Annotated in this window: 20 protein-coding genes and 2 pseudogenes; 11 read left to right on the forward strand and 11 right to left on the reverse strand. The window is 58.9% G+C overall.

The genetic code is table 11. From position 1 onward, the window contains the following. Positions 1–50: 50 nt before the first annotated feature. The 5 genes and pseudogenes from EBA31_RS03375 to EBA31_RS03395 form a co-directional block, all read right to left on the reverse strand. Entirely contained in the window at positions 51–2,285 is a 2,235-nt protein-coding gene (locus tag EBA31_RS03375) for a TonB-dependent siderophore receptor (RefSeq protein ID WP_048759747.1), read from the reverse strand. A gap of 35 nt (positions 2,286–2,320) precedes the next feature. Then, a complete protein-coding gene (locus tag EBA31_RS03380; protein ID WP_122077366.1) occupies positions 2,321–3,649 on the reverse strand; it encodes a lysine N(6)-hydroxylase/L-ornithine N(5)-oxygenase family protein in 1,329 nt (442 codons plus the stop codon). Next, positions 3,646–5,394, reverse strand: coding sequence for an IucA/IucC family siderophore biosynthesis protein (gene iucC / locus EBA31_RS03385; RefSeq protein WP_122077368.1), 1,749 nt, complete (start codon positions 5,392–5,394; stop codon positions 3,646–3,648). Before iucC ends, EBA31_RS03380 begins: the two co-directional genes overlap by 4 nt. Positions 5,395–5,404: 10 nt before the next feature. Then, positions 5,405–6,340: pseudogene (locus tag EBA31_RS03390) on the reverse strand (GNAT family N-acetyltransferase); the annotation flags it as partial. Continuing rightward, the gene (locus EBA31_RS03395; RefSeq protein WP_116691239.1) at positions 6,337–8,082 is read right to left on the reverse strand and encodes an IucA/IucC family siderophore biosynthesis protein; all 1,746 of its coding nucleotides are present in this window, start codon (positions 8,080–8,082) and stop codon (positions 6,337–6,339) included. The pseudogene EBA31_RS03390 and the gene EBA31_RS03395, both read right to left, overlap by 4 nt. Before the next feature lie 137 nt (positions 8,083–8,219). Here EBA31_RS03395 and EBA31_RS03400 point away from each other — a divergent pair, with 137 nt between their 5' ends. Further along, entirely contained in the window at positions 8,220–9,443 is a 1,224-nt protein-coding gene (locus tag EBA31_RS03400; RefSeq protein WP_115059997.1) for an MFS transporter, read from the forward strand. Positions 9,444–9,448: 5 nt separating this feature from the next. Beyond that, on the forward strand, positions 9,449–10,333 hold the full coding sequence (locus EBA31_RS03405) for a siderophore-interacting protein (RefSeq protein WP_122077370.1): 885 nt from the start codon (positions 9,449–9,451) through the stop codon (positions 10,331–10,333). 9 nt (positions 10,334–10,342) lie between these two features. Here EBA31_RS03405 and EBA31_RS03410 read toward each other — a convergent pair whose 3' ends face one another. From EBA31_RS03410 to EBA31_RS03435, 6 genes and pseudogenes are all read right to left on the reverse strand, one after another. Further along, positions 10,343–10,537, reverse strand: coding sequence for a type II toxin-antitoxin system RelE/ParE family toxin (locus EBA31_RS03410; RefSeq protein WP_238387424.1), 195 nt, complete (start codon positions 10,535–10,537; stop codon positions 10,343–10,345). Next, positions 10,525–10,695: pseudogene (locus tag EBA31_RS03415) on the reverse strand (CopG family ribbon-helix-helix protein); the annotation flags it as partial. The gene EBA31_RS03410 and the pseudogene EBA31_RS03415, both read right to left, overlap by 13 nt. 89 nt (positions 10,696–10,784) lie before the next feature. Then, positions 10,785–11,168: an oxalurate catabolism protein HpxZ gene (hpxZ, locus tag EBA31_RS03420; RefSeq protein ID WP_041415223.1), complete on the reverse strand. Its 384-nt coding sequence runs from the start codon at positions 11,166–11,168 to the stop codon at positions 10,785–10,787. Positions 11,169–11,171: 3 nt separating this feature from the next. Beyond that, positions 11,172–12,572, reverse strand: coding sequence for an AtzE family amidohydrolase (locus EBA31_RS03425; protein ID WP_020825343.1), 1,401 nt, complete (start codon positions 12,570–12,572; stop codon positions 11,172–11,174). Next, on the reverse strand, positions 12,569–12,760 hold the full coding sequence (gene hpxX / locus EBA31_RS03430; protein WP_115059989.1) for an oxalurate catabolism protein HpxX: 192 nt from the start codon (positions 12,758–12,760) through the stop codon (positions 12,569–12,571). The genes EBA31_RS03425 and hpxX overlap by 4 nt, the downstream gene beginning before the upstream one ends. 27 nt (positions 12,761–12,787) lie before the next feature. Further along, positions 12,788–14,374: a gamma-glutamyltransferase family protein gene (locus EBA31_RS03435; RefSeq protein WP_122077374.1), complete on the reverse strand. Its 1,587-nt coding sequence runs from the start codon at positions 14,372–14,374 to the stop codon at positions 12,788–12,790. 146 nt (positions 14,375–14,520) lie between these two features. On the opposite strand from EBA31_RS03435, the gene EBA31_RS03440 reads away from it, so the two are divergent. The 9 genes from EBA31_RS03440 to uraH all read left to right on the forward strand — a co-directional run bounded on the left by EBA31_RS03440 (position 14,521) and on the right by uraH (position 21,816). Further along, positions 14,521–15,360, forward strand: coding sequence for a MurR/RpiR family transcriptional regulator (locus tag EBA31_RS03440; RefSeq protein WP_048759736.1), 840 nt, complete (start codon positions 14,521–14,523; stop codon positions 15,358–15,360). A gap of 218 nt (positions 15,361–15,578) precedes the next feature. Then, positions 15,579–16,370 (forward strand): transporter substrate-binding domain-containing protein, encoded by a 792-nt coding sequence (locus tag EBA31_RS03445; RefSeq protein ID WP_020825347.1) that lies wholly within the window; start codon positions 15,579–15,581, stop codon positions 16,368–16,370. Positions 16,371–16,382: 12 nt separating this feature from the next. Further along, complete coding sequence (locus EBA31_RS03450; protein WP_020825348.1) at positions 16,383–17,048, forward strand: amino acid ABC transporter permease; 666 nt, start codon at positions 16,383–16,385, stop codon at positions 17,046–17,048. Continuing rightward, positions 17,048–17,704 carry an amino acid ABC transporter permease gene (locus tag EBA31_RS03455; protein WP_046374437.1) on the forward strand — a complete coding sequence of 219 codons (657 nt, stop codon included), beginning with the start codon at positions 17,048–17,050 and terminating at the stop codon, positions 17,702–17,704. The genes EBA31_RS03450 and EBA31_RS03455 overlap by 1 nt, the downstream gene beginning before the upstream one ends. After that, the gene (locus EBA31_RS03460; protein WP_122077376.1) at positions 17,685–18,428 is read left to right on the forward strand and encodes an amino acid ABC transporter ATP-binding protein; all 744 of its coding nucleotides are present in this window, start codon (positions 17,685–17,687) and stop codon (positions 18,426–18,428) included. The genes EBA31_RS03455 and EBA31_RS03460 overlap by 20 nt, the downstream gene beginning before the upstream one ends. 63 nt (positions 18,429–18,491) lie before the next feature. Then, on the forward strand, positions 18,492–19,733 hold the full coding sequence (locus EBA31_RS03465) for an alanine--glyoxylate aminotransferase family protein (RefSeq protein ID WP_046374436.1): 1,242 nt from the start codon (positions 18,492–18,494) through the stop codon (positions 19,731–19,733). Continuing rightward, positions 19,733–21,007, forward strand: coding sequence for an allantoate amidohydrolase (gene hpxK / locus EBA31_RS03470; protein WP_122077378.1), 1,275 nt, complete (start codon positions 19,733–19,735; stop codon positions 21,005–21,007). Before EBA31_RS03465 ends, hpxK begins: the two co-directional genes overlap by 1 nt. Beyond that, a complete protein-coding gene (gene uraD / locus EBA31_RS03475) occupies positions 20,988–21,488 on the forward strand; it encodes a 2-oxo-4-hydroxy-4-carboxy-5-ureidoimidazoline decarboxylase (protein ID WP_020825353.1) in 501 nt (166 codons plus the stop codon). The genes hpxK and uraD overlap by 20 nt, the downstream gene beginning before the upstream one ends. Further along, positions 21,481–21,816 (forward strand): hydroxyisourate hydrolase, encoded by a 336-nt coding sequence (gene uraH / locus EBA31_RS03480; RefSeq protein WP_046374433.1) that lies wholly within the window; start codon positions 21,481–21,483, stop codon positions 21,814–21,816. The genes uraD and uraH overlap by 8 nt, the downstream gene beginning before the upstream one ends. The last annotated feature ends 33 nt before the right edge of the window (positions 21,817–21,849 follow it).

Here is a 21,849-nt window from a genome sequence, read left to right on the forward strand (position 1 = left end):
ATGTGGCCCTTTTCGTTATGTTTGAGCGCAGGATTGCGCTCGGGCATGGATCAGAACAGTACGGAGTAGTTCAGACCAAAGGTACGGCCGCGGCCTTTATAGCTGTAAAGCTCGGGTGAGCCATAGGTCGGGCTATAGAGAATGGGTGCGCGCTGGCCCCAAACGGTGGTGTATTCCTTATCCAGCAGGTTTTCCACGCTGAAGCTGAGTTTACCCACCGGCAACGCGTAGCTGCCGAGGAAATCGATGGTGTTGTAGCCATCAATTTTACGTCCCTGGGTAGAGCCTGCCTTGGTGTAATCGCCGTCATCCGATACGTCGAAAGTCTGCTGTGACTGCAGGCGCAGGTTCCAGTCGCCCGGCGCCCAGCCGACATAGGCAGTCACTTTGGATGGGCTGGCGGTATCCACTACCAGCTTTTTCCATTCGCCGTTGACCTTGGTCTCGGAGCGGATGAAGTTAAAGTTGGTGCCCGCACTCCAGTCGCTGTCTTCGAAGAAGTAATCGACCGCGCCTTCCATCCCGTAAATACGGCGTTTGTCCGAGTTGACGTTAATGGTCATGTCGGTTTTGTTGATCGAAATACTCTTATCGGACAGGGAGTAGTAGCCGGCAATCTGCGTGCGCAGGTTATCGCCGGTGTAACGCCAGCCAAGTTCGTAGGAGTTAACCTTAATGCCTTCCAGCTTGGAGTCGCCAACGTTGACGCTTTTGTTCAACTGGTAGTGGCCGTTGTTCAGCGCATAGGTACCGTTGCCGTAATATTTGCCCGGATCCGGGATCTCGTAACCCTGCGAGAAGTTGATCCAGGTCTGCTGGCGTTCGGTCAGGTGTGCCAACAGGCCGGCGTTGAACAGGGCGTTGTTGTAGTCCGTTTTCCCGCCCGGGATAGCATCAGCCGAGGTGGCGGCGCCGGTAGCGATAGCCTGCTGCTGGTTGTAGCCGACGAAGTCATCAATCTTGTTTTCGGTGTACTGGTAGCGCACGCCGCCGCTCAGGGTAAAGATAGGGTTGATGTCGTAGCTGGCCTGCAGGAAGGACGCCAGGTTGGTGGTGCTGTAGCCCGGGTAGCGCCCGGTGTTATAGGCGTTTTGCAGGTCCATACCGCCAGACTGCTGTGCTTTCGCCAGATCGAAGAACTGCTGGTTGGAGTTGAACGTCTCATGCTCGGCGTCGATGCCGTAGGTTAACGTCAGGGCCTCGATCGGCTTGCTGTTCAGCGTCAGTTTGCCGCCGTAAAAGTCGGTCTTTTGCTGGGAAGCGCCGATGCTGCTGACGTAATAATTCGGGGCTTTGCCCGCCAGCGTCGGGAACGGATAGAAGGTCAGCGACTCATCGCGATAGTAGACCTGCGCCACCAGATCCTGACCGAGGAAATCGGTGTTGGAGTACTGCAGGTTGATCAGGTGGCGTTCGGTGCCTGGAATACGATCCGAATTGAGATTACCGCTGTTGTACGCCTTGGCGCTGCCGGTCACCGCGGCGAAATTTTCCCCCAGGAACAGGCCGTGGTCGCCATCGGACTGGCTTTTGTAATACTGAGTGGTCAACTGCAACTGCTGGTGGTCATCGATATTGATGGTGCCGGTGCCCATCACGTCGAGGCGATCGGAATATTGCAGGCCGGTCTGAGTATTATCAATCAGGACTTCGTTGCCCTTGCCGTCATACCAGCCACCGTAGCGCTGATAGGAGACCGACAACCGGCCCGAGGCGTTGTCGTTGCCGCCGCTGACCGCTGCCGCTACGTTCTCGTCGTGGTCGGTGTGGCCGCCAAAGCCGGTTTTACCGCCGATCTGCAGTTCAACCTGCTGCTCTTTCTGGCCTTTTTTGGTAACGATGTTGATCAAGCCACCGGTGCTGCCGCCGCCGTACAGCGAGGTAGCACCGGAGATCACTTCAATGTGATCGATATTAAAGGGATCGATCGAATCCAACTGGCGACTGTCGCTGCGCGATGAGTTCAAACGTACGCCGTCGATCATCACCATCATTGAACGGCCGCGCAGGTTCATGCCGTAGTTGGTACGCCCCTGACCGCTGACGTCCATGCCCGGGATCAACTGCGCCAACATGTCCTTGATCTCTTTGCCGCCCTGGACTTGCTGCTCAATTTCCTGGCTCTCAATCACCCAGGTGGTCTGCGCCATTTCTGCCACTGTACGGTGCGTACGGCTGGCGGAAACCACCATTTGCTCTTCGCTTTTTTGTTCTTCTGCCCAGGCCGTAGGGGCGAGCATCGCCAGCAGGCAAGGGTTTAATACCCAGAGGTGTTTGCGTTTCATCGTTATTTTCCAGAGTGTCCCATATTGGTGTGTAGTTAAAACTCGGTGTAATTGAGCATGACGTGCTCGGCGCGGGACGGAATACCCGGCTGCCGACTACGCCATTGGATCACCGCCGGGGTGGACGTTAAATCGAACTGGTCGCGTCCTAAAGCCCGGTTGAGAATGCGTGCCGAACGCCAGGCCATCAGGCTGAGCTGGGGTTCGGCGATGCCGTGGCTGTGCATGCCGGCATTAACGGCAAACAGGCAGTTTTCCTTGGGGCCTTCCCACTCCAGGCTGAAGTCGGGGGCTACGCGGAACTGGTCATCGGCGGTGGTCAGCAGGCGATCGGCCAGCGGTTCGAGGAACGCCGGGCGATCCTGCTGATAGCCGGTGGCGAAAATCACCACGTCGGTGTCGAAGGTTTCTTTACCCTGATCAAGATGGTGATGGGTAACCAACTGCCAGCCATCGCCTGCGGCCTGGATTGCCGCCAGCGAGCGGCTTGGCAGCAGGTGCGCCCAGGGCTTTTCGCGCAACACTTCAAACTGGTGATACATCGCGCGGTAAATAGCCAGCAGCGAATCGCTGGTGATGCCGTCAGAGGTCATCTTCTGCTCGGTCAGCATGCGCTGCTTGGCACCGTCGTTCAGGCCATAGAAGCTGTCAACGTAGTCCGGCGTGAAGTACTCGTTGGCGAAGGCGGCTTCATCCAGCGCGTTATAGTTATTGCGACGCGAGATCCAATTCAGTTGCGCTGGCTGCCCCCATTCGGCGCGGAAGATGTTCAGGAACAGGTCTGCACCGCTCTGACCGCCACCGACGATGGTGACGCGTTTTCCGGCCAGGTTCGGGTTGCGCATCGTCATTTCGCTGGCATGGAAGCAGCGATCGTTTTGTTCGGTAACGCAGTCCGGCAGTTTGATGCGTTTGCCTATGCCCAGGCAGACGTGGCGCGCCCGGTAAGTCGCACGCTGGGTAGTGACGATGAATTGGCGCTGCTGGTCGTCAAAATCGACGCTCTGAATATCCTGACTGAACTCCAGCGACTTCAGCCCGTTGGCGGCCCAGTCGAGGTAGTCGGCGAACTCTTCGCGCGACACCGTACGCAGCTCGGTGGTCAGGAATCGATAAAACTTCTTCCTTTTCACCAGGTAGTTAAGAAAGCTGTAGGGATTGGTTGGCGATACCGCGCTGACCAGATCTTTCAGGAAGCTGGTCTGCATATGGCAATCCGGCACCATCATGCCGGGATGCCAGGAAAAGTGCGGCTTGCGTTCGAGGAATTTACTGTTAAAACCGGCAACTTCACTGCCGAGTGCGGCAATGCTGAGGTTGAACGGGCCGATACCAATGCCGATGAAATCCAGGGGCTGATTCATTGGGCAAACTCCTTGGTGACCAAGTAAAGAGGGTTATCCAGATCCTGCAGATAGTTTGGCAACATGCGGCTACCGCCATCCTGCTCTGAGTAGGTGAGTTTTACCGGGTTGAGCACCACGCGAATAATTTGTGGTTTGAAAAGATCAAACAACGCAAAGCGTTCCGCCATGTCCGGATGCTGTGCCATATAGCCTTTCAGCACCTGTGCCAGCAGTTGATAGAAGCGGGTTTCACTGACCCCACAGGCCTTCATCAGCGGCGAGATAAAGCGCAGCACGGTGACGAAATGCCCGGTTTGCAAATCATGGATCAAATAGTCGGCGGACAGGCGCACGGTGACGTCTCTCACCACTTTCGGCAGTGATGCTGCCTCGGGGAAGTCCTGATCCACCAGACGCATATCGCCCTGGAAGTCTTTCAACAGCACGCGCTGCGGCACATGATCTTTCATCACCAGCGTGATGTTTTGCCCATGGGCGATCAGCGCTACGCCGTAGCGGCACATCAGGTGGTACATCGGCACCACCACCACCCTGAACATCTGCTGCAGCCAGGCTTCAGCGCTCAGGCCGGAACGGGCGATATAGGCGGCAATCAGCGGCTGGCCGTGGTTGTCGGTTTCCATCAGCGTCGCCATCAAGATGGCCTGTTCGCCTTCCTGCAGGTAGCAAGAGGGATTCTCACGCCAGATCACCCCCAGCATTTCCTGGTAGCGATAAGGTGCTTTGGCTAAAGAGGCGTAGGTCGGGTGGGTCATATAGCCTGCCGCCGGCTCGCCGAGGATCTCGGCACCGCTGGCGCTCAGCGTATCGTCCTCGGTAAAAATCTGCTGCAGCCAACGGGAAGCGGCCGGCCCGGCGCTGATGTACTTGCCCGGAATGCCGCGATAGCACGAGGTGTTGTAAATGGTCAGCGGTAGCTTGATGTCGAAAGCGGAACGGCGGCTGATGTTGGTCAGCGTGCGTAACGATTGCTGCGCCAGATAGCTGTCGCCGAATTCACCCAGTTCCACTAGATCCCCTTCGGCCAACTGCGGCAGGAAGTGCAAAGCGATCTTTTGCTGCCACTGCCAGGGGTGCAGCGGGACCGGGATCCAGTCATGGGTCAGTTTCAGCTCGCGCCAGCGGCGGTCGAAGCGTTGGCGTTCGGCACTGTCCATCGCGCTGTTAAGCAGGTTATCCAGTGAATACTCTTCGTCGGCGCACCAGACAAAGCTGCCGCGTTTAGCCGCCACCCAGTGCAGTTGGAACTGCCCCTGGTATTCGGGCGCGTACTGATGCAGCGCGGCCAGGCCCCAGCCACGACGACCTTTATTGAAGATAAACTTGGGGTGTCCGGCCAACAGGCACTGCAGCGCGTCAGCATCCAGGGCAATCAAATCCTGTGCGCTCATGCCGTGACGGGCGGACAGCAACTGCATATCGCCGCGCAGCGTGGCGTACAAATCCTCCAGATGCTCGGCGACCTGCGCATCGTCCATTTTCAACACCTGAGCCAGTTGGCGCAGCGTTTGGTCGGCGGCTAACGGCGATTGATCGCAGGCCAGCGTTGCCGGATCGATGTGCAGCCAACCCCAAATACCGCGTTCGGCGCTGAAGCTATACTGAGCGTCGCCCAGCAGAATGCGCCATTGTTCGCCGTATTGTTCGGCCTGCAGCGTGCGTTCATATTCCAGCTCTGCGAGGATCTTGGCGATCATCTGGCGGTTTACGCGCTGCCAGTCGGCGTAATCTACGGTGTTCATACTGAAGCCCCCGGAAGAATTCATCACGCTGATTCATGATCAAACGCGAGCGCTTATGCGGGAAATCGAACTCTTTGACTGTGTGGTAGCCGGCTGTCGGCAGGTGACGGAACAGTCGCTGGTTATCCGCGCGCGGTTCGGCGACCACGCGCGTGGTGCGCGGTTCATCCAGATACAGATAATGCGTCAGGCCGCGTAGCCAACTGCGGATGTATTGCGCGCCGCGGCAGTCTTCTTCACCGACCAGCATGTGCAGCCCGCGGTCGAACGGCTGCCAACGGTAGTGGCGGCCGATGCGATCTTCCGGAGCCCAATAGACTTCGAAATAGCCGAACGGGCGATCGTCAAAGCACCCCAGCAACGGATAGCAGTAGCTGGAGTCCAACTGACGCTGCAGGTAGGCGGCCTGGGTTTCGAGCGGGCCACTCATTTCCCAGAAGGCATCCACGCGCGGTGAATTCATCCAGCGGGTGAACTGCTCGGCGTCGTGTGCCACTTCCGGCAGGCGGAAGCTCAGGGTTCGCTTGAGCTGCGGATCGTAACGACGATACACCTCGCCGCTGGGGCGAGCGGGTCGCTGTGGGAACCACAGGCTACGCTCGGCGTCATACTGCATTTTCCCGGACGCGGAGTGGCGTTCGGCACCGAGCCACAGCGGTAACTGATAAAAGGTTTCGCGCGCCAGATAGTCACTGCTGGCTAACGCGAACAGCGCCTGTGCCTGCGGTTCTTCGCACCATTGCGCATAGGGCAAGGTGACACCGCTGAGCTGCGGTGCCGCCACCAGCAACTGGTCCAGCGCCTGCACCAGCCAGTCCTGCGGCAGTGGCCCCGGATAGTGCAACACCGCGCTACCGTCCAGGCCCAGACTGAGTTGCAGCGCCTTTCCCATCTGCTCGCAGCAAAAACCGTTGCCGGCATGCGTCAGTTTGGCTTGCGGCATCATTGAGCGGCTCCCTGGCGCAGCGGGTTGACGAAGTCGAAATAAATCACCGCCGGATCGACGATGGTGTTTTCGTTGTGGTCATGCAGATAACAGAAGAAGTTGCCTTTGCAGTTCCAGTGGCTGCTGTCGAGGACGTAGTCCAGACACAGGGTGTTTTTGGCGTTGGCACGCAGACCACTCAGCGCATCGCGCACCCGGGCCATCAGCTGTTCTTCAGTGTCGAAGCCGGCCGCGGCTAACGCCGCAGTGACCGCCAGGCTGGAGTTCACCAGCAGGTAGTAAGGGAAGTAACGCAGTAACTGCTGTTCGCTGAAGCGGTTTTCCGCCTCGGCCTCGCCAATTTCTTCTAACCACGGCCCGGCATCGCGGGTAAAGCCGCTGCCCTGACAGTCGCGATACAGCATGCCGATCGGCAGATCCTGCTGCATTTCCACCAGAATATTTTGTTGGTGGGCCAGCAGCACCAGCCCGTAATCGGCTTCGGTGCTGAACAGCGGCAGTAAGACGTGTTGGCAGTAAGCATCCAGCCAGGTATGAGCGGCCTGTTGCACCGGCAGATTCAGTCGGGCGGCTAAACGACGCACCGCCGCCGCCAGCAGGCTGTCGCCGCCGTCCGGTGCGGCCTGGGTCAGGGTCACCAGCACATTGGTCTGGCTTTCCGGCTGCTCAAACAGCAGGTTATCGCGCAGTGCCATCAGGCTTTCTTCCTGAATCGTCCCGTCCGCAGAACGCAGCCCGGCCCAGCCGTCTTCCTGCATCACGCGGAAGGTGGGATAACGTGCCTGCAGTTGCTGCCAACGTGGCGTTTGCGCCAAACGAGCCAAACGGATGCCGCGCTTCACTTCTTTTACCGACAGGGTACGCACCGAGTTGGTCAGGCGCACGCTGAGGGAGAATTTAATCATGTCGCGATTGCTGGCGCTGTACAGCGAGCGGGAAGAGCTGGTTGGCAGCCAGCGCTCGCCGGCTTCGCCCAGATCGCTGAGCAATCCCTGGGTCACCAGTTCCTGGCACCAGGTCTGCGTCAGCAAATGGTCGGCCTGCCACGGATGCATCGGCAACAGCCAGACGTCATCGGTAAAATGCGCCAGCAGTTGCGGTGCGCTTTCGGCGGCAAAACGCTGCAGGCGCTGCTGCAACGTCAGGTTCAGGCTGTCGCCGCACAGGTGATTTTTATCGACGGCAAACCAGCGCAGCGGGAAACGGGCGCCAAAATCTGGCAGGTAACGGCGCGCCTGCTGTTCGTCGAAAGGTTCATGGGATTTAGGCGCCGGGTGGAAGGCGTGGCCTACCAACAGCCCCTGTTCCGCCTGAGCGAAGTTGAGCGGCTTGTCGCGCAGCGTCGGCCAGTCCAGGCGAACCGCGATCGCCTGTTGGGTATTGTCATGACTCTCCAGTACGCGCTGGCGGAAACGGGTAACGACCTCATCCGGCAGTTCCCCCTTCACCGACGGTTTTTCCAGCAACAGGGTCACCAGTTGCTCCACGCTCAGCGCAACACCAGCGCCGTCGTCTTGCTGATGCAAGCGGGCAGGGAACAGATACTGGTGATGTTGGGTGGGGGAGGTGTGACGTAAAGTGATGCGGATAGCCTGAGAAGGCGAAAGTGGAATATGAAGCTGCGGATACTGTTGGTTGTTGGCCGCCGGAACGATTTGCCAGTCCCGGGTTTCACGCATCAACGCGTTGAGAAAACATTGCGCAGCCACGTCGGTCGTCGCGGTTTCAAACTGGATTGTCATGATCCCATTTCACTATTGAATCAATTGAGAATGATTCTTATATCAATAATATTTATTGTTATCAATCGTCGTATGATACAATTTTTCAATGAATTGAACATAACCTTATAATTTTATTAACGGTAAATTTACGTTTGATGCATATTTCATCTCCCCCTAAATCACCGCCAATAGCGAATACGTCTCCTTCCAACTGGCCGCTGGCGTTGTGCGCCGGGCTGCTGGGTATCGGGCAAAACGGCCTGCTGGTGGCGTTGCCGGTGCTGGTCAGCATGACCCAGCTGTCGCTTTCAGTCTGGGCCGGGCTATTGACGCTCGGCTCGATGCTGTTTTTGGTGGGGTCACCCTGGTGGGGCAGGCAGTCTGAAATTCGCGGCTGCAAGTTCGTAGTAACCATGGCGTTAGCAGGGTATTTGTTCAGTTTTGCTTTACTGGCACTGGCGGTTTGGGGGTTGGCGGCTGGCTGGCTTTCATCGACGCTGGGGTTGGGCGGCCTGATTGCGGCACGCATTATCTACGGGCTGACGGTGTCCGGCATGGTGCCAGCGAGCCAGACCTGGGCGCTACAGCGTGCCGGCTATGAACAGCGTATGTCGGCGCTGGCGACCATCAGTTCCGGGCTGAGCTGCGGGCGACTGTTGGGGCCGCTGTGCGCCGCGCTGGCGTTGTCGATTCATCCGATGGCGCCGCTGTGGTTGATGGCGCTTGCGCCATTGATCGCCCTATTGGTAGTGTGCCGCCAGCATAACGATCCACCGCTGCCGCCGGTTGCCCATCAGCAAAACCGACTTCGCCTCAATATGGTGCCTTACCTGCTGTGCGCACTGTTGCTGGCCGCGTCGGTCAGCTTGATGCAATTGGGATTGGCACCGCATTTGACCGGTTTATTCAGTCATTCCGCCACCACCGTCAGTCATCACGTTGCGGTGTTGCTGAGCGTGGCGGCGGCCTGTACGCTGTTGGCTCAGTTTCTGGTGGTGCGCCCGCAGCGTTTTAGCGCGTCGCAGCTGCTGCTGATTGCCGCCGTGCTGATGATAGTGGGACTGGGCCTGATGTGCGCTCAGCCTTTGGCGCTATTCTATGTTGGTTGCGCACTGGCCTCTTTTGGCGCAGCCATGGCGACGCCGGGTTATCAACTGATGTTGAACGAGAAATTGTCTACCGGCAAAGGGTCGGGGGCCATTGCTACCAGCCATACGCTGGGTTACGGCCTGAGCGCATTGATGGTGCCGGTGGTGGCCAAATTTTATGGTGAGTCGCAGCTGATTGCGGCGGCTTTGACGATGGCGGTTCTGCTGGGGGGCATCAGCGGCTGGCTGTGGCGCCAGCACCGCATCAGTGCAAATTCTGCGGGAGAGTAACAAGTATGTCCGGCGCATCAAGCTACAGAATTTTTGATATCACACTGAAAATAAAAGAAAACGTATCACCTTCCTTGCTGCGTTGCGTTTTCGAGGGGCCGGATGTCCATCGCATGAAGCTGGAGGCGCCGGATCAGCGCATCAAACTGTTGTTCCCGGCCGAAGAGGGGCAGATCCTGCGTCTGGAAAACAGCGACGACTGGTATCGCGACTATATGGCGATACCGAAAGATCAACGCCCGGTGATGCGCACCTATACGCTGCGGGCGCTGCGTGCCGAACAGAATCAAATGGACGTCGAGTTTGTGCTGCATGGCGTGAACGGCCCGGCCTCGGCGTGGGCGACCCATGCCAAACCGGGGGATGTTATTCAAACCGTAGCCCCCAATGCCGATTTTGACGGTGACAGCGGCGGTTACGAATGGGTTCCCCCGAGCGAGCTGCAGCAGGCGCTGTTGATCGCCGACGAGACGGCGGTACCGGCGGCGGTAGGCATTCTGGAACAGCTGGCGCAGCGGGCCAATCCGCCGCGGGTACAGGCTTTCTTCGAGGTTCCTGTGGCGGGCGACTGCCTGAACATGGAGCGCTTCCCATTCGCCGAGGTCTATTGGCTGCCGCGTGACGTCGGGCATCAGCAGATGCACGGTACGCTGCTGGTGGAGTCGGTGCGCCAACGGGTAAATATTCCCGAATCGGCGCGGACGCAAGCGCAGTCGCTGGCGGAAAACAGTTTGGGCGGCGATCTGCTGTGGGAACGAGCCGAAGGGGCGAAAAGCTTCTACGCCTGGGTTGCGGCAGAGTCTTCCGCGGTGAAGGCGCTACGCCGTTATCTGATTGGCGAACGCGATCTCGATCGCTCCACCGTTAACTTTATGGCGTACTGGTGTTGAGGGACCCGGTCAGTAACCGGCTTCACTTTGATAGCGCACTGCCAGCAGTACAGCGGTGCTGCCATCAAAATGATACAGGGCAATATAGCCGCTGTTGCCGAAATCGTTCGGCCATTCCCTAAATTCAATTTCCATATCTTCAATGGGCCGACCGGCCTGAGGATGATGGGCCAGGATATTGATGCTGCTACGAATGGATGCCACGGCCTTTTGCGCAGCGCTTCGCGCTTTTCTTCTCGCTCGACGTATTCACGGATAGCCTCGCGCATAATCCAGTGCGCACTTCGCTGACGCGTGGCCGCGATTTGTTGCACCCGTTGCTTGAGCTCATCATCAATTTTTATCGATGTAGCCGTAGTCATAAGTAGCCTCAGTTAGCTAAAGGTAATACCTCTGACGACTATAAGGCTCAACATGCCAGACTATCCATTTTTTGTGCGCCGGGTTTGCCTTAAGCCATCAAGCTCACGTGCGCGGCGACGATGCGCCAACCGCAGGGCAATTTGACCCAGGTTTGCATCTGGCGGCCAACGCTTTCGCTGCCGGGGCGGCGGAATTCGGTACTGGCGACGGCCATATCGTCACCGTAGGTGGTGATAACGGTGTTCTCCAATAGGCGATCCAACCCTTTGGAAGGACGCTGTTGGCGGAAGTCACGGATCTGATCGATGCCGTACAAATTCTCCGTCGCGCCGTAACGGACGGTACGACCATCGTGCCAAAACAACTCATCCAGCACCTCAATATCATTGCCGATCAGCGCCTGTTCGTAACGGTAAAAGGCGGCGTTCACCTCTGCCAGCACCGCCGGACGATCGATATACTCACTTTTCATCATTTAGTCCTGTTTTCCCGGTAAAACACATCTTGCCACGCCACGTTGTTCCAGCGCATAGGCGGCACGCAGTGCCAGATCCTCTCGCCAGGGGGGGGCAATCAGCTGCAGGCCTATCGGCAGGCCAGAGTCGGTTTTCAGCGGCACCGTCACTACCGGCAGGCCGAGGAAAGAGACCGGCTGCGTCAGCATGCCCATACTGGCGCGGATCGGCAGATCCGTGCCGTTGATATGCATGGTTTCCTGGCCGATCGGCGTGGCGCTGCAGGGCGTTGCGGGGGCGATGAGGATGTCCCAGCGTTCGAACAGCGGCAGCACCTGTTGCTGAAAATGGGTACGAAAGCGCTGCGCCTGCACATACCAGGCGGAGGGCAGCATGGCACCGGCCAGCAGGCGTTCACGCGACAGCGGCTCAAAGCGGTTTGGCTGGCTGCGCAACAGCGGCAGATACTGATTGCCCCCCTCGGCGGCGCTGATGATGAACGCTGCCGACCGGGCCAATTCGGCCTGCGGAAATTCAACTTCAGCCACGGCCTCCAGTGCCTGCGCAGCCTGTCTTACAGCGGTTTTAGCATCATCGTTGCACCATTGCTGAAAATACCCGCCCAGCACCGCGCAGCGCAGGCCTTGTTGGCCACGGGGCAACAGCGATTCGGTTTGCGTGACCGGTTTATCCGCCTGAAAACGGTCTTCAATATCCGTGCCCTGCATCACGTCATACACCGTTGCCAGATCTCGCACCCGGCGGGCAAAGGGGCCGAGATGATCCAGACTGGCGACGAATGGCTGACTACCGCTGCGCGACAGACGGCCAAAGGTTGGCTTCAGCCCAAAGATGCCGCACAGTGACGCGGGTACGCGTATTGACCCATTGGTGTCGCTGCCGAGGGAAAATGTCACCAGCCCGGCGGCGACCGCCGCTGCCGAACCGCCTGAGGAGCCACCGGCAATACGCGTGGTGTCATGCGGGTTACGCGTCGCGCCGTAGTGGCTGTTTTCGGTGGTAAAACCGTACGCATAGGCGTCCATATTCAGCATGCCGGACAGCAAGGCACCTTGGCCGGCCAGTTTGCCGATCGCCCAGGCGTCCTGTTTGGCCGGCGGGTTATCGCTGAACAGACTGGCCCCCGCCAGGGTGGTTTCGCCGGTGACGTCGAACAGGTTTTTTACCGCGTAAGGGATCGCCGCCAGGCTCGGCAATGGAAGACCTTTGGCACGTGCGCGATCGAGGTGATCGGCTTCGCTCAACATGCGTTCGCGCGTGATGTGGGTATAGGCGTTCAGCGCCGGATCCCGTGCGTCAATATTCTCTAACGTCTGTTGGGCAATCTCACGTGCAGAAATCGCACCTTGCTTCAGGGCCGCGCGGATCTCGGCGATCGATAGGGCACTTAACGAATTCATGCGCGATACACTCCTGCGATCTCCAGGCGTGGATCGAGCGGAAAGGCCATCAAGGGTTCCGCCAGTGCAGCAATGCGATTGAACTGGGTCAGCAGTTCCTGACGGCGCGCGTCATCCATTTCCAGCGCCAGTATCGCTTCCATTTGGCTGATATAGGCCGCCCAGTCGACGACAGGTTGGTTTTTCATTTTACTTCTCCCCAATATAAATGGCGGCTAGAAGCCGGCGGCACTGCCGTTGCTGCGGGGATCGAAAGCCCCTTCAAGCATGCCGTTAGTATGGCGAACAATAGCGCCGGCATGGCCGACCGCTTCGCTAAAGTCCGGTAACAACTCCACGTCGTGGCCCCGTTGGCGCAGGTAGTCGACGGTTTCCGCGCTAAAGCGACCTTCTAGCTTCAGTGAGTCAGAGCTTTCACCCCAGGTGCGGCCCAGCAGCCAGCGCGGCGCGCTGATCGCCTGCTGCAGCGGCAGGCCCTGCACCACATGGCGAACAAACACCGCCGCCTGGGTTTGCGGCTGGCCGTCGCCGCCCATGGAGCCATACACCAAGGTGCGTCCGTCATACAGGCGAGCTGCCGCGGGGTTCAGAGTGTGGAAAGGCTGTTTGCCTGGCGCCAGTGCCAGCAGATGGGCGGCATCCAGGCTGAAGGACGCTCCGCGGTTTTGCCACAGCACGCCACTTTGCGGCAATACCACGCCGCTGCCGAATTCGTGGTAAATGCTTTGGATAAAGGACACCGCCAGACCGCTGCTGTCCATCACGCCCATCCACACGGTATCGCCCGGCCCCTTGCCTTTGCCCCAGGCCGCGGCATGCTCAGGATCGATATGCTTGGCCAGCGTATCCAGGCGTTCTGTCGTCAGGAGTGCCTGCGGATCCTGCGTCATTTGGCGTGGATCGGTGATGAATTGGTCACGCAGACCGAAAGCCAGCTTGGTGGCCTCGACGATGCCATGCACCACTGCGCCTTCGCTTTTGCTGGCCAGGGGTAGGCGATCGGTCAAACCGAGGATCGCCAGCGACACCAGGCCCTGAGTCGGTGGGGTGAGGTTGAAGACTTCACCTTTCTGATGCTCAAGTCGCAAAGGTGTGCGCCGACGCGGCCGATAATCCGCCAGATCTTGGGCGGTGAGCGGCATGCCCAGCCGGGCCATATCGGCCGCCATGCTTTGCGCCAGTCGGCCGCGATAGAAGCTGTCCAACCCCTCTTCGGCCAGGGCAATCAGGGTATCCGCTAACCGTGGCTGGCAGAAACGCTGTCCGGCAAGGGGGATTTCCCCCTGCGGTAAATAAGTGCGGGCAAAATGTTCCACATCCGCCAGTTCATGATATTTGCTGCGTGTGGCGGCCTCCTGTGAGGCGGTAACCGGAATGCCGTCCGCCGCATAGCGAATGGCATCGGCCAGCAGACGCGGTAGCGGCAGCTGCTCGCCGCCCAGCTCGCCGGAATAGTCTAGCGCTTCACGCCAGCCGCCAACGGTGCCGGCAACGGTCAGCGCCGCCCTGGGTCCGCGATGCGGGATGTGGCTTTCACCGGCGTAAAAATCCAGCGTGGCTAAGGAACCGGCAGCGCCGCTGGCGTCGATCGCCACCGGATCGCCCTGTGGCGGCACAATCAGCCAAAAACCGTCACCGCCCAGGCCATTCATGTGCGGATAAACCACGGCGATAGTCGCGGCGGCGGCGACCATGGCTTCGATGGCGTTACCCCCTTCACGCAGAATCGCCAGCGCGCTTTCGCTGGCGAGGTGGTGAGGCGTGACGGCCATGCCCAATGGCGCGGTATTACTGTTAATCATTTCTTGGCCCTTGTTTGAGGTCAGCTTCTGTCTCAAAGACAAGCAAGAGGCGTTCCATGTTTTCTTCGGCGGTAATAAACGCTTGCCAGCGGGTAGATTGGCCGTGCTATGTTCCGCTGAAACAAAGGTTACAAGCAGGAGCAGCAATGAAGCAGATCGATGAACGCCTGCGCGGGGAATATTCGCAGCTTACGCCGCAGGAACAGCGGGTAGCCGATTTTATTTTCGATCACTTTGACGACCTGATCAGCTACAACAGCGCCGAGCTGGCGCGCCTGAGCGGCGTATCCAAAGCTACCGTCAGCCGCCTGTTCAAACGCTTGGGCTACCCAAGCTACCGTGCAATGCGTGATGAATTGCGCACCCTGCGCCAGAGCGGTATGCCGCTGACCGATAATCGTGACGCGGTGCAGGGCAACACCCTGTTGGCGCGGCACTACAAGCAGGAAATGGCCAACCTTACTCAGTGGGTGAACCATATTGACGCCGGCCAGTTCAATGCGGTGATCGCCGCCCTGGTGCAGGCTCGGCGTGTGGTACTGATGGGGTTTCGCAACAGTTATCCGATTGCCATGCACCTGCGCCAGCAACTGATGCAGGTACGTGAGCAGGTGTTATTGATGCCGCAGCCCGGGCAAACGCTGGCGGAAGAGCTGGTCGATTTGGACCACGGGGACGTGGCCGTAGTTGTGGCTTTTCGCCGCCGGCCGCGTCAGTTGCGGGCCTTGCTGACGCAGTTGCAGATTCAGCAGGTTCCGACGCTGCTGGTGTGCGAACCGCAGGCGCAGTCGCTGATCCCACTGGCGAACTGGCACCTGGCGGCGCCGCTGGATAGCGTTTCCGCCTTTGACAGCTATTCCGTCGCCATGAGCCTGGCCAATCTGCTCAGCAATGCCTTGCTGCATGAGACGCTGACGCAAGGACGCCAACGGATCCATCAGATCGCCGATCTGTATGGCGATCTGGATGAGTTGGAACAGCGCTAATTTCCGCGCCATTTTGGTGCCTTCGCACTTTGATGGTGCGCATTTTTCTCCGTGATATCCCTTCCTCCTGCCACAGTCATGGCAGGGGAGTTTCCTCTTAGCCCCCTAACTCAAAGACAGCAAAGGTTAAGCTGGTTGCCGCTTCCGATTGGCACATTAGTTGCAAAGTGATAATCAAAGAATCTTTTGTTTCATCATTTCACCATCGGGGATAGTCTATGAACTTCAAGAAAATCGGGATAGCGGCGTTAGGGGCGGTGCTGTTGATGGCGCAGGCCACGTCGGTGATGGCGGATCAACTACAAGAAATCCAGCAGCGCGGCGTGTTGCGGGTAGCGGTACCGCAAGACTTCCCGCCGTTTGGCTCGGTAGGCACCGATCTGCAGCCGCAGGGTTATGACATCGATATGGCGCAGTATCTGGCCGACAAGATGAAACTTAAGTTGCAGCTGGTACCGGTCACCAGTGCCAACCGCGTCCCTTATCTACAGACTAACAAAGTGGATTTGGTGATTTCCAGCCTGGGCAAAAACCCTGAACGCGAAAAGGCTATCGCTTTCAGCCGTGCCTATGCGCCGTTCTTCCTGGGGGTGTTTGGCCCTAAAGACACCGCGTTGAGCGATGCCGCTCAATTGGAAGGCAAGACCGTTGGCGTGACGCGCGGGGCGGTAGAAGACATGGTGTTGAGCGACACTGCGCCGAAGGGCGCGCAGATCAAACGCTACGAAGACAACAACACCACGCTGTCGGCCTACCTGTCCGGTCAGGTGCAATACATTGCTACCGGCAATCTGGTGGTGAGCGCTCTGGCGCGACAGAACCCGACCAAAGCGCCGGTGGCCAAGTTTATGTTGAAGGATTCGCCATGCTTCGTCGGCCTGCGTCTGGGCGAACCGGCGCTGAAAGCCAAAGTGGATGAATTGATTGAACAAGCGCTGAAAGACAACACCCTGAATGGGCTGTCGGAAAAATGGCTGAAAGCGCCGCTGCCCGCCCATCTTGGCGCGTAATGGGAGCACCCGATGACCTATCAGCTAAATTTTCCCGCGCTGTGGCCCTATCTGCCGGAGCTGTTGGCCGGTTTGCTAACCACGATTGAGTTGACGGCACTGGCCACCCTGATGGGCGTTGCGCTGGGGATTTTCGGGGCGGCGATCCGCAGCGGCAAAGCCAACCTGTTTAGCCGTGCCTGGGGGATTTACGTCGAGGTGGTGCGCAACACGCCGTTCGTGGTGCAGCTGTTCTTCATCGTCTTTGGTCTGCCGAGCCTGGGGTGGAAGCTGACCGCCGGGCAGGCGGCTCTGTTGGCGATGGTGATTAATCTGGGCGCCTACAGCACCGAAATTATACGCGCAGGCATTCAGGTGACGCCGAAAGGGCAGTGGGAGGCCGGGCGGGTGCTGGGCTTTAGCCGCAGCCAGACATTTTTGCGCATCGTGTTACCGCCTTCGCTGCAGCGCATTTACCCGGCGTTGGTCAGCCAGTGCATTATCGTCATGCTGGGCTCGTCGGTGGTGTCGCAGGTGTCGTTCGAAGAATTGACCTTTGCCGCCAACCTGATCCAGTCGCGCACCTTCCTCAGTTTTGAGGTGTATTTAGTGACGGCGTTGTTCTACCTGCTGCTATCGATACTGATGCGCCAACTGTTGCTGGCCGCCGGCCGCCGCTTTTTAGGGAGCCAGAACTGATGCTGACTTTTACCGACTGGGACATTGTGCGCAACCTGCTGCTGGCCGCGCGCTGGACGCTGTTGCTGTCGCTGACGGCGTTCTTTGGCGGCACACTGGTGACGCTGCCGCTGTTATTGCTGCGCCTGAGCAAGCGCCGGTGGGCGCTGCGTTTTGTCCGCTGTTATTCAGAGCTGTTTCAAGGCACGCCACTGCTGATGCAGCTGTTCCTGGCCTTCTTTGGGCTGGCGCTGTTCGGCATTGATGTTAGCCCCTGGGCCGCTGCGGCACTGGCACTGACGCTGTTTACCAGCGCTTTTCTGGTGGATATCTGGTCCGGCAGCATCGCCGCGTTGCCCAAAGGCCAATGGGAAGCGTCGCGCTGTCTTGGGCTGAGCTTCGGCCAGACCCTGGTGCGGGTAGTGGTGCCACAGGCGGTTCGCATTGCCATTGCGCCGACCGTCGGTTTTTCAGTTCAGGTGATCAAGGGCACCGCGTTGGCGTCGATCATTGGTTTTGTCGAACTGACCAAGGCAGGCACCATGTTAAACAACGTCACTTATCAACCCTTTAAAGTGTTCGGCCTGGTCGCGCTGGGCTATTTCCTGATGTGTTACCCGCTGTCGCGCTACAGCCATTATCTGGAGAGGAAGTTCCATGCCGCTCATCACAATTAATCAGGTTCAAAAATATTACGGCCAGAACCACGTGCTGAAGGGCGTGGATCTGGATATCGATATGGGCCAGGTGATTTCGATTATCGGCCGTAGCGGGTCGGGCAAGAGCACCCTGTTACGCTGTATCAACGGGCTCGAGGGGTACCAGGAAGGCAGCATCAAACTGGGTGGCATGACCATCACCGACCGTGATTCGCAGGCGCGTGAGATCAGTCGCTCCATTGGCATGGTGTTCCAGAACTTCAATCTATTTCCCCATATGACCGCGTTGGAAAACGTGATGTTGGCACCGCGTCGGGTGCTGAAGAAAAGCCCGGCGGAATGCCGCGAGCTGGCGGAAGAGATGCTGAACAAGGTTGGTCTGGGTGAGCGGATGCATTATTCCCCGGCTAACCTTTCCGGAGGGCAGCAGCAGCGGGTGGCGATTGCCCGGGCGCTGGCGATGAACCCGAAGGTGTTGCTGTGCGACGAAATTACCTCGGCGCTGGATCCTGAGCTGGTGGGCGAGGTGCTGAAAGTCCTGGAGCAGTTGGCCAAAGAGGGTATGACGCTGATTCTGGTGACCCATGAAATGAACTTTGCCCGTGAGGTCGGTGACCGGGTGGTGTTTATGCACCAGGGCAAAGCGTGGGAGCAAGGCGACAGCCGCACGCTGTTCGCCAATCCGCAAACGCAGGAATTGAAACAGTTTATTGCTTCAGTTCGCGGCCTGTCCGAGGCGTGATATGCCATGAGGCGCGTGCTGAGTTCTGAGTTTACTGAGTTATTAAGCTGGTAAGGAATTAACATGTTGGATATTACCCAGTTCGATCAGATTAACCCACCTGCCCGTCTGCTGATGGGGCCAGGGCCGATCAACGCCGATCCGCGCGTGCTGCGTGCCATGTCTAGCCAGTTGATTGGGCAGTATGATCCGGCAATGACCGGCTACATGAATCAGGTTATGGAGCTGTATCGCGCGCTGTTTCGTACCGAAAACCGCTGGACGATGCTGATCGACGGCACCTCCCGTTCGGGCATCGAAGCGATGCTGGTCTCCTCCATCCGCCCCGGCGACAAAGTGCTGGTGCCGGTGTTTGGCCGTTTTGGCCATTTGCTGTGTGAAATTGCCCGCCGCTGTCGTGCCGAAGTGCACACCCTCGAGGCGCCGTGGGGGGAAGTGTTCAGTGCCGATCAGATTGAAGATGCGATCAAGAAGGTGCGTCCACGTCTGCTGTTGACGGTGCAGGGAGACACTTCGACCACCATGCTGCAGCCGCTGGATCAACTGGGGGATATCTGCCGCCGCCACGGCGTATTGTTTTATACCGACGCGACTGCATCCTTCGCCGGTAACCCGCTGGAAACCGATGCCTGGGGGCTGGATGCGGTATCCGCAGGCCTGCAGAAATGTCTGGGTGGTCCGTCCGGCAGTTCGCCGGTCACCCTAAGCCCGCAGTTCGAAGAGATCGTCCGCCGTCGCAAGTGCGTGGAGCAGGGGATCCGCACTGCCGACCATGCCGACGGCGACGATGAGATGATCTACTCCAACTATTTTGATCTCGGCATGATCATGGATTACTGGGGCCCCGAGCGTCTGAATCACCACACCGAAGCCACCAGCATGTTGTTCGCCGCGCGCGAATGTGCCCGGGTGATCCTGGAAGAGGGACTGGATAACACCATCGCTCGCCACAGGCTGCACGGCGCGGCGATGCTGGCCGGCATTCAGGGCATGGGGCTTGAGGTGTTCGGCGATCTCGATAACCGCATGAACAACGTGTTGGGGGTGGTGATCCCGCCGCAGGTGCATGGCGAGCAGGTGAGGCAGATGATGCTCAATGATTTTGCCATCGAGATTGGCACTTCGTTTGGCCCGCTGCAGGGCAAGATTTGGCGTATCGGCACCATGGGCTATAACGCGCGTAAAGACTGTGTGCTGCAAACCTTGACTGCGCTGGAAGCGGTGCTGAACCGTCTGGGTTTCGCCAGCAAGCAGGGGGAAGCGCTGCAGGCAGCGTGGAACACCTACGACGACGGGAGCCGGTGATGGCGTTGCGGTTAACCGTCCAGGAGGCGGAACAGGCGGCCGCACGGGTGATGGCGCGTTGCGACGCGCTGGCGGCGATCAGCGCTACGCCAGACCAACTGACGCGGGTTTATCTGTCGCCGGAGCATCGGCGCGCCAACCTGTTGGTAGGCGACTGGATGCGCAGTATCGGTATGCGGGTCTGGCAGGACGCCGTTGGCAATGTTTGTGGCCGCTACGAAGGTCAAACGCCAGGTGCGCCCGCGCTGTTACTCGGTTCGCATTTGGATACGGTGCGCAATGCCGGCCGTTATGACGGCATGCTCGGCGTATTGACCGCCTTGGAGGTGGTGGCGCATTTGCATCAGCAGCAGCGGCGTCTGCCGGTGGCGGTTGAAGTGATTGGCTTTGCCGATGAAGAAGGGACGCGATTTAGCGTCGCCCTGCTGGGCAGCCGGGGCATTACCGGCCAGTGGCCAGCCGAGTGGTTGGCGCGGACTGATGCCGAGGGCATCAGCGTGGCGCAGGCGTTGCGCGAGTTTGGCCTGGATCCGGCGGCGGTGGTTGAGGCGCGGCGAGCACCAGGTGATATCTGCGCTTATCTGGAATTGCACATTGAACAAGGGCCTTGTCTGGAGGCCGCCGATCTGGCCCTGGGCGTGGTGACGGCGATTAACGGCGCGCGTCGACTCCATTGCACCTTTAGCGGCGAGGCAGGCCATGCAGGCACGGTGCCGATGGGGCAACGCAAAGACGCCTTGGCGGCCGCGGCGGAGTGGATGGTGGCGGTTGAAGCAATAACCCGTACCCGCGATGAACATTTGGTGGCGACTGTCGGCTGTATCGAAAGTCTTCCGGGGGCGGTTAACGTCATTCCCGGTGAGGTGAAACTGTCGCTGGACGTTCGCGGCCCGCAAGATGGCCCGCTGGCGGCATTGCTTACGCAGCTGTTGGAACGAGCGCAGGAGATCTGTGCACGTCGCGGATTAGGTTTTGCCAGCGAGGAGTTTTATCGCATAAACGCAACGGAATGTGATGCAGATTTGCAGCAACGTTGGCAGCAGAGCGTGGCGGCGGTGCAGGGGCGCAGCATGGCTTTGCCCAGTGGTGCCGGGCATGACGCGATTGCCGTGGCGGCTTGCTGGCCGGTGGGCATGCTGTTTGTCCGTTGCGATCGCGGCATCAGCCATCATCCGGCCGAAGCCGTAAGCCAGACCGACGTGGCGCTGGCTATTCAGGCCTACAGCCAGACGGTGGCCAGTTGGGAGAACACCGATGAACCTGCAGCAGTTTAATCAATTGCCCGTGGCGGAAGCCGAGCGTTTGCTGCGGCCCTGCGTGAACATTGCGAGCTGGATAGCTTCAGTGATTGCGGCCCGGCCGTTCAGCAGCAGCGATGCCGCGTTGGCGGTGGCCTGGCAGGCGGCGCAGCGTTGGCGGCATGAAGAGGTCAGCCAGGCATTGGCGCAGCACCCGCGCATTGGCGAACGTGCCGCAGGCCAGGGGAAAGAGGCGCAGTTCTCCAAGCGTGAACAGTCGGCGGTCAATGACCGGGATCCGGAATTGGCCCAAGCGCTGCTGGTGGGCAACCGGCGTTATGAACAGCAATTTGGCCAGGTGTTTTTGATCCGTGCCGCCGGTCGAGATGGGCGAGCCATTCTGAGTGAGCTGGAACGACGCTTGAACAACGACGTGGAGCAGGAGCGGCAGGAAACCGCCGAACAGCTGCGCGAAATCGTGATGCTGCGTTTTAAGGAGTTACTGAGCGATGAGTAATATCAGCACCCATATTTTGGATACCTCCCTGGGTAAACCGGCGGCAAAGGTGCGAGTCTGGCTGGAGCGGGAACAGCAGGGGCAATGGCGGGCGATAGCCGAAGGCACCACCGATGCCGATGGCCGCGCCCGTGAGCTAACGCCGGATGAGCTGCCCGCGGGGCATTACCGCCTGCATGCCGACGTGGGCGGTTACTTTACCGCAGACAATCGTGAAACGTTATACGCCACGGCGATCATCGATTTTGTCATCAAGGATGCGGCGCAGCATTACCATTTACCGCTGCTCATCAGCCCGTATTCCTATTCAACCTACCGGGGCAGCTAAACGCCCTTAGCGGTTAACCCGCATTGACGAGGT

This window comes from Serratia sp. P2ACOL2, assembly GCF_003691565.1.
GTDB lineage: Bacteria > Pseudomonadota > Gammaproteobacteria > Enterobacterales > Enterobacteriaceae > Serratia > Serratia liquefaciens.

Excerpts from the sequence above, each read along its gene's own strand:
- EBA31_RS03375 (WP_048759747.1), bottom strand. The coding sequence starts at position 2,285 with ATGAAACGCAAACACCTCTGGGTATTAAACCCTTGCCTGCTGGCGATG.
- EBA31_RS03380 (WP_122077366.1), bottom strand. The coding sequence starts at position 3,649 with ATGAATCAGCCCCTGGATTTCATCGGCATTGGTATCGGCCCGTTCAAC.
- iucC (WP_122077368.1), bottom strand. The coding sequence starts at position 5,394 with ATGAACACCGTAGATTACGCCGACTGGCAGCGCGTAAACCGCCAGATG.
- EBA31_RS03395 (WP_116691239.1), bottom strand. The coding sequence starts at position 8,082 with ATGACAATCCAGTTTGAAACCGCGACGACCGACGTGGCTGCGCAATGT.
- EBA31_RS03400 (WP_115059997.1), top strand. The coding sequence starts at position 8,220 with ATGCATATTTCATCTCCCCCTAAATCACCGCCAATAGCGAATACGTCT.
- EBA31_RS03405 (WP_122077370.1), top strand. The coding sequence starts at position 9,449 with ATGTCCGGCGCATCAAGCTACAGAATTTTTGATATCACACTGAAAATA.
- hpxZ (WP_041415223.1), bottom strand. The coding sequence starts at position 11,168 with ATGAAAAGTGAGTATATCGATCGTCCGGCGGTGCTGGCAGAGGTGAAC.
- EBA31_RS03425 (WP_020825343.1), bottom strand. The coding sequence starts at position 12,572 with ATGAATTCGTTAAGTGCCCTATCGATCGCCGAGATCCGCGCGGCCCTG.
- hpxX (WP_115059989.1), bottom strand. The coding sequence starts at position 12,760 with ATGAAAAACCAACCTGTCGTCGACTGGGCGGCCTATATCAGCCAAATG.
- EBA31_RS03435 (WP_122077374.1), bottom strand. The coding sequence starts at position 14,374 with ATGATTAACAGTAATACCGCGCCATTGGGCATGGCCGTCACGCCTCAC.
- EBA31_RS03440 (WP_048759736.1), top strand. The coding sequence starts at position 14,521 with ATGAAGCAGATCGATGAACGCCTGCGCGGGGAATATTCGCAGCTTACG.
- EBA31_RS03445 (WP_020825347.1), top strand. The coding sequence starts at position 15,579 with ATGAACTTCAAGAAAATCGGGATAGCGGCGTTAGGGGCGGTGCTGTTG.
- EBA31_RS03450 (WP_020825348.1), top strand. The coding sequence starts at position 16,383 with ATGACCTATCAGCTAAATTTTCCCGCGCTGTGGCCCTATCTGCCGGAG.
- EBA31_RS03455 (WP_046374437.1), top strand. The coding sequence starts at position 17,048 with ATGCTGACTTTTACCGACTGGGACATTGTGCGCAACCTGCTGCTGGCC.
- EBA31_RS03460 (WP_122077376.1), top strand. The coding sequence starts at position 17,685 with ATGCCGCTCATCACAATTAATCAGGTTCAAAAATATTACGGCCAGAAC.
- EBA31_RS03465 (WP_046374436.1), top strand. The coding sequence starts at position 18,492 with ATGTTGGATATTACCCAGTTCGATCAGATTAACCCACCTGCCCGTCTG.
- hpxK (WP_122077378.1), top strand. The coding sequence starts at position 19,733 with ATGGCGTTGCGGTTAACCGTCCAGGAGGCGGAACAGGCGGCCGCACGG.
- uraD (WP_020825353.1), top strand. The coding sequence starts at position 20,988 with ATGAACCTGCAGCAGTTTAATCAATTGCCCGTGGCGGAAGCCGAGCGT.
- uraH (WP_046374433.1), top strand. The coding sequence starts at position 21,481 with ATGAGTAATATCAGCACCCATATTTTGGATACCTCCCTGGGTAAACCG.